General features: G+C 61.8%; 10 protein-coding genes. 9 read left to right on the top strand and 1 reads right to left on the bottom strand.

Annotated elements, in window-relative coordinates:
- The first annotated feature begins 176 nt into the window (after positions 1-176).
- The 6 genes from rplK to rpoC all read left to right on the top strand — a co-directional run bounded on the left by rplK (position 177) and on the right by rpoC (position 11,398).
- On the top strand, positions 177-614 hold the full coding sequence (gene rplK / locus RQP53_RS11575) for a 50S ribosomal protein L11 (protein ID WP_315650464.1): 438 nt from the start codon (positions 177-179) through the stop codon (positions 612-614).
- A gap of 1 nt (position 615) precedes the next feature.
- Positions 616-1,323 carry a 50S ribosomal protein L1 gene (gene rplA, locus RQP53_RS11570; RefSeq protein ID WP_315650463.1) on the top strand — a complete coding sequence of 236 codons (708 nt, stop codon included), beginning with the start codon at positions 616-618 and terminating at the stop codon, positions 1,321-1,323.
- Positions 1,324-1,660: 337 nt separating this feature from the next.
- Positions 1,661-2,179: a 50S ribosomal protein L10 gene (gene rplJ / locus RQP53_RS11565; RefSeq protein WP_315650462.1), complete on the top strand. Its 519-nt coding sequence runs from the start codon at positions 1,661-1,663 to the stop codon at positions 2,177-2,179.
- Positions 2,180-2,222: 43 nt separating this feature from the next.
- On the top strand, positions 2,223-2,603 hold the full coding sequence (gene rplL / locus RQP53_RS11560; protein ID WP_315650461.1) for a 50S ribosomal protein L7/L12: 381 nt from the start codon (positions 2,223-2,225) through the stop codon (positions 2,601-2,603).
- A gap of 431 nt (positions 2,604-3,034) precedes the next feature.
- Complete coding sequence (rpoB, locus tag RQP53_RS11555) at positions 3,035-7,156, top strand: DNA-directed RNA polymerase subunit beta (protein WP_315650460.1); 4,122 nt, start codon at positions 3,035-3,037, stop codon at positions 7,154-7,156.
- Positions 7,157-7,177: 21 nt separating this feature from the next.
- Positions 7,178-11,398, top strand: a complete 4,221-nt coding sequence (rpoC, locus tag RQP53_RS11550) for a DNA-directed RNA polymerase subunit beta' (RefSeq protein WP_315650459.1) — start codon at positions 7,178-7,180, stop codon at positions 11,396-11,398.
- 104 nt (positions 11,399-11,502) lie between these two features.
- Here the strand turns inward: rpoC and RQP53_RS11545 are convergent, their stop codons facing one another.
- Entirely contained in the window at positions 11,503-11,967 is a 465-nt protein-coding gene (locus RQP53_RS11545) for a PIN domain-containing protein (protein ID WP_315650458.1), read from the bottom strand.
- 362 nt (positions 11,968-12,329) lie between these two features.
- Here RQP53_RS11545 and rpsL point away from each other — a divergent pair, with 362 nt between their 5' ends.
- From rpsL to fusA, 3 genes are all read left to right on the top strand, one after another.
- A complete protein-coding gene (gene rpsL / locus RQP53_RS11540) occupies positions 12,330-12,704 on the top strand; it encodes a 30S ribosomal protein S12 (RefSeq protein ID WP_315650457.1) in 375 nt (124 codons plus the stop codon).
- Between the two features lie 169 nt (positions 12,705-12,873).
- Entirely contained in the window at positions 12,874-13,344 is a 471-nt protein-coding gene (gene rpsG, locus RQP53_RS11535; RefSeq protein WP_315650456.1) for a 30S ribosomal protein S7, read from the top strand.
- 69 nt (positions 13,345-13,413) lie between these two features.
- Positions 13,414-15,516, top strand: coding sequence for an elongation factor G (fusA, locus tag RQP53_RS11530; RefSeq protein WP_315650455.1), 2,103 nt, complete (start codon positions 13,414-13,416; stop codon positions 15,514-15,516).
- Positions 15,517-15,622: the final 106 nt, after the last annotated feature.

Here is a 15,622-nt window from a genome sequence, read left to right as displayed (position 1 = left end):
TCTGCAGGATCGAAGGCATCAGGTTTCAGGGCCTGGCAGTTGCCCCAAAGCTGCCCGTTTCAGTCCGCGACGAGATGCGGTCACGAGGAGCCAGGGTATGAGGCGCAAGCTTCGAGTCCCTGGCGTTAGCACTCAGGCGTTGCGGCGAGGCCGCTGCGGCGCTGTCAGGAGAAATCATGGCCAAGAAGATTGTCGGCTTCATCAAGCTGCAAATTCCGGCTGGCAAGGCAAATCCTTCGCCTCCGGTCGGTCCCGCGCTGGGTCAGCGTGGTCTGAACATCATGGAATTCTGCAAGGCGTTCAACGCCCAGACTTCGGGCGCTGGCTTTGAGCCGGGCATGAAGCTGCCGGTGGTGATCACCGCCTTTGCAGACAAGAGCTTCACCTTCATCATCAAGTCGCCCCCGGCGACCGTGCTGCTGAAGAAGGCTGCCAAGATCGAAAAGGGCTCGCAACGCCCCCATCTGGACAAGGTCGGCAAGCTGACCCGCGCCCAGCTGGAAGAAATTGCCAAGACCAAGCAGAAGGACCTGACCGCTGCCGATCTGGACGCCGCCGTCCGTACGATCGCTGGTTCGGCCCGTTCTATGGGTCTCATCGTGGAGGGTGTGTGAAATGGCTAAGCTGACGAAGAAGCAAAAAGCTCTGCAAGGCAAGGTCGAGTCCACCAAGCTGTATCCGCTGGGCGACGCACTGAACCTGGTCAAGGAACTGGCTACCGCCAAGTTCGACGAATCGATCGACGTGGCCGTGCAGCTGGGCATTGATGCCAAGAAGTCGGACCAAGTGGTTCGTGGCGCTGTCGTGCTGCCTAACGGCACAGGCAAGACCAAGCGCGTGGCCGTGTTCGCCCAAGGCGCCAAGGCTGACGAAGCCCGCGCCGCTGGCGCTGACGTGGTCGGCATGGAAGATCTGGCCGAGCGCGTCAAGGCTGGCGACATGCCTTTCGACGTGGTCATCGCCTCGCCCGATACCATGCGTGTGGTCGGTACCCTGGGTCAGATCCTGGGCCCCCGTGGCCTGATGCCTAACCCCAAGGTGGGCACCGTGACCCCGGACGTCGCTACCGCTGTCAAGAACGCCAAGGCTGGCCAAGTCCAGTTCCGCGTTGACAAGGCCGGCATCATCCACGGCACCATCGGCCGTCGCTCGTTCGACACCGACAAGCTGGAAGGCAATCTGCGCGCGCTGATCGAGGCCCTGAACAAGGCCAAGCCGGCGTCGAGCAAGGGTGTCTACCTGCGCAAGGTCGCCGTGTCCTCCACCATGGGCGTTGGCGCTCGTGTGGAAATCGCCACCATCAACGCGGCTTCGGCCAGCTGATGAGCGGCTCACCCCGATAGCGGGGTGAGGCAAAGAATCTGTGCGGCGCGAGTCTGGCGCCGTGCGACAAGATTGGTGGGGCGTTGCTCATTCATTGAGCGGCGCGCCATCCAAGACCGCTGGCGCGGGATCCTGCAGTACCGGGGATCCTGCTTAATCAGCCGCCCAGTGCGGCCGGCCAGCGCAGATGGCGGTCCCGCTGTAAGGAATTGAAGCGACGCAAGTCGCGACAAAGCAAGTGCTCCAGCGTGCTGGAGCGTGTTTCCTGACAGAAGGTCGCTGAATCCTGGTGTGTCGGAGGCTCATGCCGAAGACACGTTTTTGTGAGGAGTAGACCTTGAGTCTCAATCGCAACGAGAAGGCAACCGTCGTCTCCGAAGTGGCAGCGCAAGCCGCCAAGTCGCAGACGCTGGCGCTGGCCGAGTACCGTGGCCTCACCGTTGAAGCCTTGAACAAGCTGCGCGTCAATGCGCGTGCCCAAGGTGTGTATCTTCACGTGCTGAAGAACACCCTGGCTCGCCGCGCTGTCGCTGGCACGCCGTTCGAAGCTGCTTCGGAGAGCATGGTCGGCCCGCTGATCTACGGTTTTTCCGAGGACGCGGTCGCTGCTGCGAAGGTCATCGCTGACTTCGCCAAGACCAACGACAAGCTGGTCGTCAAGGGTGGCGCTTATAGCGGCAAGGCCCTGGACGCCAACGGCGTCAAGGCCCTGGCAGCCATCCCGAGCAAGGAAGTCCTGCTGTCGCAAGTGGCTGGCCTGCTCAAGTCGCCGGTGCAACGCACCGCGGCCGTGCTGGCAGCGCTGGCTCAGCAACGTGGTGGCGCGGCAGAAGCCGAAGCCCCCGCTGCTGCCTAAGCGCACCGTACCTCTGCAATCTATCTGTTATTAGGAAACTATCATGGCATTCGATAAAGACGCATTCCTGGCCGCTCTGGACAGCATGACCGTTCTGGAACTGAACGATCTGGTCAAGGCAATTGAAGAGAAGTTCGGCGTGTCCGCCGCTTCGATGGCTGCTCCGGCTGCTGGCGGCGCTGCTGCTGGTGGCGCTGCTGCCGCTGAAGAAAAGACCGAGTTCAACGTCGTGCTGACCGACGCTGGCGCCAACAAGGTCTCCGTCATCAAGGCCGTGCGCGAAATCACCGGTCTGGGCCTGAAGGAAGCCAAGGATCTGGTCGACGGCGCTCCCAAGGCTGTCAAGGAAGGCATTGCCAAGGCCGACGCCGAAGCTGCCAAGAAGAAGCTGGAAGAAGCCGGCGCCAAGGTCGAACTCAAGTAATTCGTACGGCGTTCGGCGACTGCGCCGGCCGATCTCGGGTTCTCGATGCTCGCCGTACGTCAGTACGGCTCCGCGTCTCAAACCCGACCTCGACCGGCTCGTCACGCCGCTCGCCGCACGAATTCGGGTTCATCCTGGATTCGAAAAGGGGTTGCTCTCGGGCATCCCCTTTTTCGTCGTTCAGGGTTTATCTTGATTGAGAACAGCTGAAAGCTTCGTGCGCGGTATGATGCACGGTTCTTTCAAGTGTTCTCTGATCCGACTGCAGAGAGCAGGTTTGGTCGGACTCTGGTCCCGCATGAGCATGCGGCCGGGGTTGTCCGCCAGCGGTTGGTAGTGGCCAACCACCAAGCCTCGGGCGCAATGCCCGAGTAGCCAGTCGCCGACGCAGCCCGCACCACGGCCAGGTGAGGGCTCGACACGGAGTGTTTATGGCGCAAGCAACCCCCTACAGCTATACCGAGCGCAAGCGTATTCGCAAGAGCTTCGGCAAGCGCGAGAGCGTTCTCAACGTTCCCTATTTGCTGACCATGCAGAAGGACTCTTACGTCGCCTTCCTGCAAAAAGACGTCCCCCCCGCCAAGCGCAAGCCCGAAGGCTTGCAGGCAGCCTTCCTGTCCGCGTTCCCGATTGTTTCGCACAACGGTTTCGTGGAAATGAAGTTCCTCGAATTCAATATCGCCAAGCCCCCGTTCGACACTCGCGAGTGCCAGCAACGCGGCTTGACCTATGCAGCCGCCGTGCGCGCGCGCCTGCAGATGATCATCTATGACCGTGAGAGCCCGCAGGCCAAGACGGTCAAGGAAATCAAGGAACAAGAGGTCTACATGGGCGAAGTGCCCCTGATGACCGACTACGGTTCCTTCATCGTCAATGGCACCGAGCGTGTCATCGTCAGCCAGCTGCACCGTTCGCCCGGCGTGTTCTTCGAGCACGACAAGGGCAAGACCCACTCGTCCGGCAAGCTGCTGTTCTCGGCCCGCATCATCCCTTACCGCGGTTCCTGGCTGGACTTCGAGTTCGACCCGAAGGACATCCTGTACTTCCGCGTTGACCGCCGTCGCAAGATGCCGGTCACCATCCTGCTCAAGGCCATCGGCCTGAACCCCGAGCAGATCCTGGCGCACTTCTTCGTGTTCGACAACTTCCGTCTGATGGACTCCGGTGCCCAGATGGAATTCGTGGCCGACCGCCTGAAGGGTGAAGTCGCTCGCTTTGACATCACCGACAAGAGCGGTGCCGTCATCGTCGAGAAGGACAAGCGCATCACCGCCCGCCATGTGCGCCAGCTGGAGCAGACCGGCACGCAGCACGTGACCGTGCCCGAAGACTTCCTGGTCGGCCGCGTGCTGGCCAAGAATATGGTCGACGGCGACACCGGTGAAATCATCGCCAAGGCCAATGACGAACTGACCGACGCACTGCTGAAGAAGCTGCGCGGCGCCGGCGTCAAGGACATCCAGTGCCTGTACACCAACGAGCTGGATGAAGGCGCCTACATCAGCCAGACCCTGGCGGCCGATGAAACGACCGAGCAGCTGGCTGCCCGCGTCGCCATCTACCGCATGATGCGTCCTGGCGAACCGCCGACGGAAGACGCTGTCGAGGCCCTGTTCAACCGCCTGTTCTACAGCGAAGACACCTACGATCTGTCGCGTGTGGGCCGGATGAAGTTCAACGCCCGCGTTGGCCGCGACACGCCGGAAGGCGCGATGACGCTGTCCAACGAGGACATCCTGGACGTCGTCAAGATCCTGGTCGAGCTACGCAATGGCCGCGGCGAGGTCGATGACATCGACCACCTGGGCAATCGTCGCGTCCGTTGCGTCGGCGAACTGGCCGAGAACCAGTACCGCTCGGGTCTGGCGCGTATCGAGAAGGCCGTCAAGGAACGTCTGGGCCAGGCCGAGACCGAAGCCCTGATGCCGCACGACCTGATCAACTCCAAGCCGATCTCTGCGGCGCTGAAGGAGTTCTTCGGTGCCTCGCAGCTGTCGCAGTTCATGGACCAGACCAACCCGCTGTCGGAAATCACGCACAAGCGTCGTGTTTCCGCTCTAGGCCCGGGCGGTCTGACCCGCGAGCGCGCCGGCTTCGAAGTCCGTGACGTGCATCCCACCCATTACGGCCGCGTCTGCCCGATCGAAACGCCGGAAGGCCCGAACATCGGTCTGATCAACTCGCTGGCGCTGTACGCCCAGCTGAACGAGTACGGCTTCCTGGAGACGCCTTATCGTCGCGTGGTCGACGGCAAGGTGACGACGCAGATCGACTATCTGTCGGCCATCGAAGAAGGCAAGTACGTGATCGCTCAGGCGAACGCGACGCTGAACCCGGCCGGCGAACTGGTTGACGAACTGGTCTCCGCCCGTGAAAACGGCGAATCGGTGCTGACCTCGCCGGAGCGCATCCAGTACATGGACGTGGCGCCGACGCAGATCGTGTCGGTGGCAGCCTCGCTGGTGCCCTTCCTGGAGCACGACGATGCGAACCGTGCGCTGATGGGCGCCAACATGCAGCGTCAGGCTGTGCCGACGCTGCGCCCCGAAAAGGCGCTGGTTGGTACCGGTGTCGAGCGCGTTGCTGCCAAGGACTCGGGTACTGTTGTGGCCGCGCGCCGCGGCGGCGTGGTCGACTACGTGGACACGAACCGTATCGTCATTCGCGTCAACGACAACGAGACGGTGGCCGGTGAAGTCGGTGTCGACATCTACAACCTGATCAAGTATCAGCGTTCCAACCAGAACACCAACATCCACCAGCGCCCGATCGTGCGCCGTGGTGACCGTGTCGCCGCCGAGGACATCATTGCCGATGGCGCCTCGACCGATATCGGTGAGTTGGCACTGGGCCAGAACATGCTGGTCGCCTTCATGCCCTGGAACGGCTACAACTTCGAAGACTCGATCCTGATCTCCGAACGCGTCGTTGCCGAAGACCGCTACACCTCGATCCACATCGAGGAACTGGTGGTCATGGCTCGCGACACCAAGCTGGGCAGCGAAGAAATCACCCGCGACATCCCGAACCTGTCCGAGCAGCAACTGGCTCGCCTGGACGAATCGGGCATCGTCTACATCGGTGCTGAAGTCAGCCCCGGCGACGTGCTGGTTGGCAAGGTCACGCCCAAGGGCGAAACCACGCTGACGCCTGAAGAGAAGCTGCTGCGCGCGATCTTCGGCGAGAAGGCCTCCGACGTGAAGGACACCTCGCTGCGCGTCGACCAAGGCACGCAAGGCACCGTCATCGACGTGCAGGTCTTCACCCGTGAAGGCATCCAGCGCGACAAGCGCGCCCAGCAGATCATCGACGACGAGCTGAAGCGCTTCCGCCTGGACCTGAACGACCAGCTGCGTATCGTTGAGGCCGATGCCTTCGACCGTATCGAGAAGCTGCTGACCGGCAAGGTCGCCAACGGCGGTCCGAAGAAGATCGCCAAGGGCACCGTCATCAGCAAGGACTATCTGGCTGAGGTCGAGAAGTTCCACTGGTTCGACATCCGTCCCGCCGAGGACGACGTTGCCAACCAGCTGGAATCGATCAAGAACTCGCTGGAGCAGACCCGTCACAGCTTCGACCTGGCCTTCGAAGAGAAGCGCAAGAAGCTGACGCAAGGTGACGAACTGCCGGCCGGCGTGCTGAAGATGGTCAAGGTTTACCTGGCCGTCAAGCGCCGCCTGCAGCCTGGCGACAAGATGGCCGGCCGTCACGGCAACAAGGGTGTCGTGTCCAAGATCACTCCGATCGAAGACATGCCCTATATGGCCGACGGTACACCTGCCGACATCGTGCTGAACCCGCTGGGCGTGCCCTCGCGGATGAACGTGGGTCAGGTGCTGGAAGTCCATCTGGGCTGGGCCGGTAAGGGCATTGGCCAGCGCATCGGTGACCTGCTGCAGCAACACTCGGCCGTGGCCGAGCTGCGCAAGTTCTTCGACGAGCTGTACAACCAGTCCGGCGGCAAGACCGAGAACCTGGACGAGCTGAGCGATACCGAAATCGTCGAAATGGCGCAAAACCTGTCCAAGGGCGTGCCGTTCGCGACGCCGGTGTTCGATGGTGCCAAGGAAGAAGAAATCCGCGGCATGCTGAAGCTGGCTTATCCGGATGACATCGCGGCGAAGAAGGGCCTGACCCCGACCCGCACGCAGGCTTTCCTGTACGACGGCCGCACCGGCGAGCAGTTCGAGCGTCCGACGACGATCGGCTACATGCACGTGCTGAAGCTGCACCACTTGGTGGACGACAAGATGCACGCCCGTTCGACCGGCCCGTACTCGCTGGTCACGCAGCAGCCGCTGGGTGGTAAGGCGCAGTTCGGTGGTCAGCGCTTCGGTGAAATGGAAGTGTGGGCACTGGAGGCCTATGGCGCGTCCTACGTGCTGCAGGAAATGCTGACCGTCAAGTCCGACGATGTGAACGGCCGTACCAAGGTTTACGAGAACATCGTCAAGGGCGAGCACTCGATCGAAGCCGGCATGCCGGAATCGTTCAACGTGCTGGTCAAGGAAATCCGTTCGCTCGGTATCGACATCGAGCTCGAGCGCAACTAAGCATAGGAACAGGAGAAACACATGAAAGGTTTGCTGGACCTGTTCAAGCAGTTCACGCCCGATGAACACTTCGACGCGATCAAGATCGGGCTCGCATCGCCCGAGAAGATCCGCTCGTGGTCTTTCGGTGAGGTGAAGAAGCCCGAGACGATCAACTACCGGACGTTCAAGCCCGAGCGCGATGGCCTGTTCTGCGCCAAGATCTTTGGCCCGATCAAGGACTACGAGTGCCTGTGCGGCAAGTACAAGCGCCTGAAGCACCGCGGCGTCATCTGCGAGAAGTGCGGCGTTGAAGTCACCCAGACCAAGGTGCGTCGCGAGCGCATGGGTCACATCGACCTGGCCGCGCCTTGCGCCCACATCTGGTTCCTGAAGTCGCTGCCCTCGCGTCTGGGCCTGGTGCTCGACATGACGCTGCGCGACATCGAACGCGTGCTGTACTTTGAAGCGTACGTCGTTGTCGATCCCGGCATGACCCCGTTGAAGAAGTTCTCGATCATGAGCGAGGACGACTACGACGCCAAGCGTGAAGAATTCGGTGACGAATTCATCGCGCTGATGGGCGCCGAAGGTGTCAAGAAGCTGCTGGAAGACATGGATCTCGACATCGAGATCGACAAGCTCCGCAACGACATGACCGGCTCCGAGCTGAAGGTCAAGAAGAACTCCAAGCGCCTCAAGGTGATGGAAGCCTTCAAGCGCTCGGGCATCAAGCCGAACTGGATGGTGCTGGACGTGCTGCCGGTGCTGCCGCCGGACCTGCGTCCGCTGGTGCCGCTGGACGGTGGCCGCTTCGCGACCTCGGATCTGAACGATCTGTATCGCCGCGTCATCAACCGCAACAACCGTCTGGCTCGTCTGCTGGAGTTGAAGGCCCCCGAGATCATCGTGCGCAACGAAAAGCGCATGCTGCAGGAAGCCGTCGACTCGTTGCTGGATAACGGCCGCCGTGGCAAGGCCATGACCGGTGCGAACAAGCGTGCCCTCAAGTCGCTGGCCGACATGATCAAGGGCAAGAGCGGTCGTTTCCGTCAGAACTTGCTGGGCAAGCGCGTCGACTACTCCGGTCGTTCGGTGATTACCGTGGGCCCGACGCTGAAGCTGCACCAATGCGGTCTGCCCAAGCTGATGGCGCTGGAGCTGTTCAAGCCCTTCATCTTCTCGCGTCTCGAAGCCATGGGCATCGCGACGACGATCAAGGCGGCCAAGAAGGAAGTCGAATCCGGCACGCCGGTGGTCTGGGACATCCTGGAAGAGGTCATCAAGGAGCACCCGGTTCTGCTGAACCGCGCGCCTACGCTGCACCGTCTGGGCATCCAGGCCTTTGAGCCGGTGCTGATCGAAGGCAAGGCGATCCAGCTGCACCCGCTGGTTTGCGCGGCCTTCAACGCCGACTTCGACGGTGACCAGATGGCCGTTCACGTGCCGTTGTCGATCGAAGCGCAGATGGAAGCCCGCACGCTGATGCTGGCTTCCAACAACGTGCTGTTCCCGGCTTCCGGCGAACCCTCGATCGTGCCTTCGCAAGACGTGGTGCTGGGTCTGTACTACGCCACCCGCGATCGCATCAACGGCAAGGGCGAAGGTCTGATCTTCTCGGACATTCCTGAAGTCCAGCGCGCGCTGGACAACGGTGTGGTCGAAGTCACGGCCAAGATTTCCGTTCGTCTGACCGAGTACACCAAAAACAAGGAAACGGGCGAGTGGATCCCCGAGACCAAGCTGGTGGACACGACCGTCGGCCGCGCCCTGCTGTCCGAGATCCTGCCCAAGGGCCTGCCGTTCTCGAACATCAACAAGGCGCTGAAGAAGAAGGAAATCTCGCGCCTGATCAACACCTCCTTCCGCAAGTGCGGCCTGAAGGAAACCGTGGTGCTGGCAGACAAGCTGCTGCAGTCCGGTTTCCGCCTGGCCACGCGCGCCGGCATCTCGATCGCCATCGACGACATGCTGGTGCCCAAGCAGAAGTACGAGCTGATTGAGCGTGCCGAGAAGGAAGTCAAGGAGATCGAGCAGCAGTACGTCTCCGGTCTGGTGACGGCTGGTGAGCGCTACAACAAGGTCGTGGACATCTGGGGCAAGACCGGCGACGAAGTCGGCAAGGTCATGATGTCGCAGCTGTCCAAGCAGAAGACCATCGATCGCCACGGCAAGGAAGTGGATCAGGAGTCCTTCAACTCCATCTACATGATGGCCGACTCCGGCGCCCGGGGTTCTGCCGCGCAGATCCGCCAGCTGGCCGGTATGCGGGGCCTGATGGCCAAGCCGGATGGCTCGATCATCGAGACGCCGATCACGGCGAACTTCCGCGAAGGTCTGAACGTTCTGCAGTACTTCATCTCCACCCACGGCGCCCGTAAGGGTCTGGCGGATACGGCGTTGAAGACGGCGAACTCGGGCTACCTGACCCGTCGTCTGGTCGACGTGACCCAGGATCTGGTCGTCACCGAAGACGATTGCGGCACCGACAACGGCATCGCCATGCGCGCGCTGGTTGAAGGCGGTGAAGTGATCGAATCGCTGCGCGACCGTATCCTCGGCCGTGTCACCGCGATCGATGTGCTGCACCCTGAGACCCAGGGCGTGCTGCTCACCGCCGGCCACATGCTTGACGAAGACACGCTGGATGTGCTGGAACAGGCAGGCGTTGACGAAGTCAAGGTCCGCACCCCGCTGACCTGCGGCACCCGCTTCGGCCTGTGCGCCAAGTGCTACGGCCGCGATCTGGGACGTGGCGGTCTGGTGAACAAGGGCGAGGCCGTCGGCGTGATCGCTGCGCAGTCGATCGGTGAGCCGGGTACCCAGCTGACCATGCGTACCTTCCACATCGGTGGTGCCGCATCGCGTGCTGCCGTGGCTTCCAGCGTCGACGCCAAGTCGGACGGCATCATCGGCTTCAATGCCACGATGCGTTACGTCACCAACGGCAAGGGCGAACTGGTGGTGATTTCGCGTTCCGGCGAAATCATCATCTCCGACCAGCACGGCCGCGAGCGTGAACGTCACAAGGTGCCGTACGGCGCGATCCTGAGCATCAAGGCGGACCAGACCATCAAGGCTGGCACCATCTTGGCCAACTGGGATCCGCTGACCCGCCCGATCATTACCGAGTTCGCCGGTCAGGCGAAGTTCGAGAACGTCGAAGAAGGCGTCACCGTGGCCAAGCAGGTCGACGAAGTGACCGGTCTGTCCACCCTGGTGGTGATCGATCCGAAGCGTCGTGGCGCCGCCAAGGTGGTTCGTCCGCAGGTCAAGCTGCTCGACGCCAACGGCAACGAAGTCAAGATCCCTGGCACCGACCACTCGGTGACGATCGGCTTCCAGGTCGGCTCGCTGATCCAGATCCGCGACGGTCAAGACCTCGCCCCTGGTGAAGTGCTGGCGCGTATCCCGGTCGAAGGCCAGAAGACTCGCGACATTACCGGCGGTCTGCCGCGTGTGGCCGAGCTGTTCGAAGCCCGTTCGCCCAAGGATGCCGGTGTGCTGGCCGAGCAGACCGGTACGGTCTCCTTCGGCAAGGAAACCAAGGGCAAGGTGCGCCTCGAGATCACCGACCCCGATGGCAAGAAGCACGAAGAGCTGGTGCCCAAGGAAAAGAACATCCTGGTCCACGAAGGCCAGGTGGTCAACCGCGGCGAATTGATTGTGGACGGCCCGGCCGACCCGCAAGACATCCTGCGCCTGCTGGGTATCGAAGAGCTGGCCCGCTACATCGTTGACGAAGTGCAGGACGTCTATCGTCTGCAGGGCGTGAAGATCAATGACAAGCACATTGAAGTGATCGTCCGCCAGATGCTGCGTCGTGTGCAGATCACCAACTCCGGTGATTCGAGCTACATCGTCGGCGAGCAGGTCGAGCGCTCGGAACTGCTGGACACCAACGACCGCCTGCGCAACGAAGGCAAGCTGATCGCCACGCACGCCGACGTGCTGCTGGGCATCACCAAGGCTTCGCTGTCGACCGACTCCTTCATCTCCGCGGCTTCCTTCCAGGAAACCACCCGCGTGCTGACCGAGGCTGCCATCATGGGCAAGCGCGACGAGCTGCGTGGCCTGAAGGAAAACGTCATCGTTGGCCGTCTGATTCCTGCTGGTACCGGCATGGCTTTCCACGAAGCCCGCCGCGCCAAGGAAGAGATGGACGATGCCGAGCGCCGTTCGATCGCGATGCAAGAAGCCGAAGAACTGGCCGCCGCTCAGCTGGCCAGCATCGACGCACCGGCCGAGGGCAGCGCCGAGTAATCGACGCCAGCCGCTGGCTGACAAGGGCCGCTGACCTCCGGGTCAGCGGCCCTTTTCCTTTGTCGTGGCAATTGGAATGGGTTCGCCTGCGGGACGCGCAGTGTTCAGCTGAGCCCGGCAGGCTGCTGTGTCATCCAGGCCGCGGGCGTCAGAATCTGCAACTCAAAGGCACGTGCACGCTTGGCGAGCGCCAAGACGGCACGGTCACGCGAGATCAGCCAGCGCGCACGCACCGCCACGGCCAGGTCAATGAACATCTGGTCATCCGGATCGCGGCAGAGCAGGCGCTGCACAGGGGGCGGCTCGGCCGTGTGTTGCTGGCAATAGCGCGCGAAACTGCGGTCGATCAACTCCAGATCGGGCCGGCGCTCCGCGGCCACACCCCGCCCCAGCACATGCAGCAGCTCGGCCTGCATCGGCGCCGTGCCGACCCAACGCAGCGCGCCCGATTCAATCGCCGCCGTCAGTGGCCGGATGCTCGGTTCGGCAAACACCAGCCAGTCCATCACCACCTGGGTATCGATGACGGCGATTGGCGCTTCGATCGCGGGCGAGAGGGTATCGGGCATGCTCAGAACCGGCGGTACGGGAGGCGAGGTGGTGGTGGAACGAGGTCAGCGGGAGGGGCTGAAGGGCGAGCAGGCGCCCTCGCGTCGGCGAGCATACCCCGCCGCCATGCGCCAGGATGCGCCGCGACGTGCCGCCACTTGTGTTATCCACAGCAGCTGAACTACAATCGCAGGCTCTTCGGCAGATCTTGCTGCGTTCAGTCGCGCCCTTCAGCCCGTAAGTCTTGCGCACAGCGTTCAGCGCTGTGTGCTTTTGGCTTTTCAGGCGAGAAGCGTTAGCGGCAGGCGGCGAGAACGGATAGGTGGCCACCGTGGCCCCACGCTGCCGGAGGAATGTGACTTCAAACGGGAACAAGTTACTTATGCCAACCATCAACCAGCTCGTGCGCCATGGTCGTGAGACCGAGGTCACGAAATCCAAGTCGCCGGCCATGCAGGCCTGCCCTCAGCGCCGTGGTGTCTGCACCCGCGTCTACACGACCACTCCGAAGAAGCCTAACTCGGCTCTGCGTAAGGTCGCCAAGGTGCGTCTGACCAACGGTTTCGAGGTCATCTCGTACATCGGCGGTGAAGGCCACAACCTGCAAGAACACAGCGTCGTGCTCGTGCGCGGCGGCCGTGTGAAGGACTTGCCTGGCGTTCGCTACCACATCGTGCGCGGTTCTCTGGACCTGCAAGGCGTGAAGGATCGCAAGCAATCGCGTTCGAAGTACGGCGCGAAGCGTCCGAAGAAGTAAGCAAAGAATTGTCATGGCTCAGCACTAAGCTGATGCCGGATATGTTGCGGCTCGTGCCACCGCCGTGGTGTGCAGCAGCCGAGTAAGTGAATGACCCCTGATGTCCGGTGGTTGTTCAACGGTGAAGGTCATGTTGACCCTCGCCAACTGAAGCAAGAGGAAGAATCCCATGCCACGTCGTCGCGAAGTACCCAAGCGCGAGATCCTGCCTGATCCCAAGTTCGGCAATGTCGATCTGTCCAAGTTCATGAACGTTGTCATGGAATCGGGCAAGAAGGCCGTCGCAGAACGCATCATCTACGGTGCTCTCGAGCAAATCGAGAAGAAGGTCGGCAAGGACCCGCTGGAAGTGTTCATCGTCGCCTTGAACAACGTGAAGCCCATGGTCGAAGTGAAGTCACGCCGCGTTGGCGGTGCGAACTACCAAGTTCCCGTGGAAGTTCGCCCCGTCCGCCGTATGGCTCTGGCCATGCGTTGGCTGAAGGAATCGGCCCGCAAGCGTGGTGAAAAGTCGATGGCACAACGCCTCGCCAACGAGCTGCTGGAGGCCGCTGAAGGCCGCGGCGGCGCGATGAAGAAGCGTGATGAAGTGCACCGTATGGCTGAAGCCAACAAGGCCTTCTCGCACTTCCGCTTCTAAACTACCCCTCTTCAGCCGCCTCGGGTTTCTACCAGCCCGATGGCGGCTCACTGCATTTGGAGTGACATCATGGCCCGCAAGACCCCCATCGAGCGCTACCGCAATATCGGTATCTCTGCGCACATCGATGCCGGCAAGACCACCACGACCGAACGTATCCTGTTTTACACGGGCGTGAACCACAAGATCGGTGAAGTGCATGATGGCGCCGCCACCATGGACTGGATGGAGCAAGAGCAAGAGCGTGGTATCACCATCACCTCGGCTGCGACCACCTGCTTCTGGAAGGGCATGGACCTGTCCCTGCCTGAGCACCGCATCAACATCATCGACACCCCCGGCCACGTGGACTTCACCATTGAGGTGGAGCGTTCCATGCGCGTTCTGGACGGCGCCTGCATGGTCTATTGCGCCGTGGGTGGCGTGCAGCCCCAGTCGGAAACCGTCTGGCGCCAGGCCAACAAGTACAAGGTGCCCCGTCTTGCCTTCGTGAACAAGATGGACCGTACCGGCGCGAACTTCTTCAAGGTCGTTGACCAGATGAAGACTCGCCTGAAGGCCAATCCGGTGCCTATCGTGGTGCCTATCGGTGCTGAAGAAAACTTCAAGGGCGTCATCGACCTGCTGAAGATGAAGGCCATCATTTGGGACGAAGCATCCCAAGGCATGAAGTTCAGCTACGAAGAGATCCCGGCCGATCTGGCCGATGTGGCTCAAGAGTGGCGCGAGAAGATGGTTGAGGCTGCGGCCGAAGCCAGCGAAGAGCTGATGAACAAGTACCTCGAGTCGGGCGACCTGACCGAAGACGAGATCAAGCTGGCCATTCGCACCCGTACCATCGCTGGCGAAATCCAGCCGATGCTGTGCGGTACCGCGTTCAAGAACAAGGGTGTGCAGCGCATGCTGGACGCCGTGATCGACTTCATGCCCTCGCCGATCGACATTCCGCCGGTCCCGGGTACTGATGAAGACGACCAGCCGGTGGTCCGCAAGGCCGACGACTCGGAAAAGTTCGCTGCGCTGGCTTTCAAGCTGATGACCGACCCGTACGTCGGTCAGCTGACCTTCGTTCGTGTGTACTCGGGCGTGCTGCAGTCGGGCGCTACCGTCTACAACCCGATCCGTGGCAAGAAGGAGCGTATCGGCCGTATCCTGCAGATGCACGCCAACCAGCGTGAAGAAATCAAGGAAATTCTGGCCGGTGACATCGCTGCTTGCGTGGGTCTGAAGGACGTCACGACCGGTGAAACCCTGTGCGATCCGGAATCGGTGATCACGCTGGAAAAGATGGTCTTCCCGGAGCCGGTGATTTCGCAGGCTGTCGAGCCCAAGACCAAGGCCGACCAGGAAAAGATGGGTATTGCTCTGGGCCGTCTGGCTCAGGAAGACCCGTCCTTCCGTCTGCGCACCGACGAAGAGTCTGGCCAGACCATCATTTCCGGCATGGGCGAGCTGCACCTGGAAATTATTGTCGACCGCATGAAGCGCGAGTTCGGCGTGGAAGCCAACGTCGGCAAGCCGCAAGTGGCCTACCGCGAAACCATTCGCAAGACCGCGACCGATGTCGAAGGCAAGTTCGTGCGTCAGTCGGGCGGTAAGGGCCAGTATGGTCACGTCGTGCTGACCGTCGAGCCGCAAGAGCCGGGCAAGGGCTTCGAGTTCGTTGACGCCATCAAGGGCGGTGTGGTTCCTCGCGAGTTCATCCCCGCCGTTGAAAAGGGTGTGATCGACAGCCTGCCGAACGGCGTGCTGGCCGGCTATCCGGTTGTGGACGTCAAGGTCACGCTGACCTTCGGTTCCTACCACGAAGTTGACTCGAACGAAAACGCCTTCAAGATGGCCGCTTCGATGGGCTTCAAGGAAGGCTGCCGCAAGGCTTCGCCGGTGATCCTGGAGCCGATGATGGCCGTGGAAGTCGAGACCCCGGAAGACTACGCCGGTTCGGTGATGGGCGATCTGTCCAGCCGTCGCGGCATGGTCCAGGGCATGGACGACATGGTCGGCGGTGGCAAGGTCATCAAGGCCGAAGTGCCGCTGTCGGAAATGTTCGGCTACTCGACCACGCTGCGTTCGATGTCGCAAGGTCGCGCCACGTACACGATGGAGTTCAAGCACTACGCTGAAGCTCCGAAGAACGTGGCTGACGCGATCATCACTGCGCGCGGTAAGTAAGAACCACCCCCTACCGCCTGCGGCGGCCCCCTCAAGGGGGCGAGCCCGTAGGACCGGCGAAGCCGGATCCTCGGGCTCTGCTGGGTGGACGGCCCTTCGGGCGTCC

The organism is Roseateles aquae (genome assembly GCF_032337115.1).
In the GTDB taxonomy this organism is placed as follows: domain Bacteria; phylum Pseudomonadota; class Gammaproteobacteria; order Burkholderiales; family Burkholderiaceae_C; genus Roseateles_C; species Roseateles_C aquae.
Note: the sequence above shows the minus strand (reverse complement) of the source record. Positions and strands in the feature narration are given on the sequence as shown.

What these genes read in the sequence shown, in the direction of transcription:
- rplK (WP_315650464.1), top strand. Translation starts at nt 177, where the DNA reads ATGGCCAAGAAGATTGTCGGCTTCATCAAGCTGCAAATTCCGGCTGGC.
- rplA (WP_315650463.1), top strand. Translation starts at nt 616, where the DNA reads ATGGCTAAGCTGACGAAGAAGCAAAAAGCTCTGCAAGGCAAGGTCGAG.
- rplL (WP_315650461.1), top strand. Translation starts at nt 2,223, where the DNA reads ATGGCATTCGATAAAGACGCATTCCTGGCCGCTCTGGACAGCATGACC.
- rpoB (WP_315650460.1), top strand. Translation starts at nt 3,035, where the DNA reads ATGGCGCAAGCAACCCCCTACAGCTATACCGAGCGCAAGCGTATTCGC.
- rpoC (WP_315650459.1), top strand. Translation starts at nt 7,178, where the DNA reads ATGAAAGGTTTGCTGGACCTGTTCAAGCAGTTCACGCCCGATGAACAC.
- RQP53_RS11545 (WP_315650458.1), bottom strand. Translation starts at nt 11,967, where the DNA reads ATGCCCGATACCCTCTCGCCCGCGATCGAAGCGCCAATCGCCGTCATC.
- rpsL (WP_315650457.1), top strand. Translation starts at nt 12,330, where the DNA reads ATGCCAACCATCAACCAGCTCGTGCGCCATGGTCGTGAGACCGAGGTC.
- rpsG (WP_315650456.1), top strand. Translation starts at nt 12,874, where the DNA reads ATGCCACGTCGTCGCGAAGTACCCAAGCGCGAGATCCTGCCTGATCCC.
- fusA (WP_315650455.1), top strand. Translation starts at nt 13,414, where the DNA reads ATGGCCCGCAAGACCCCCATCGAGCGCTACCGCAATATCGGTATCTCT.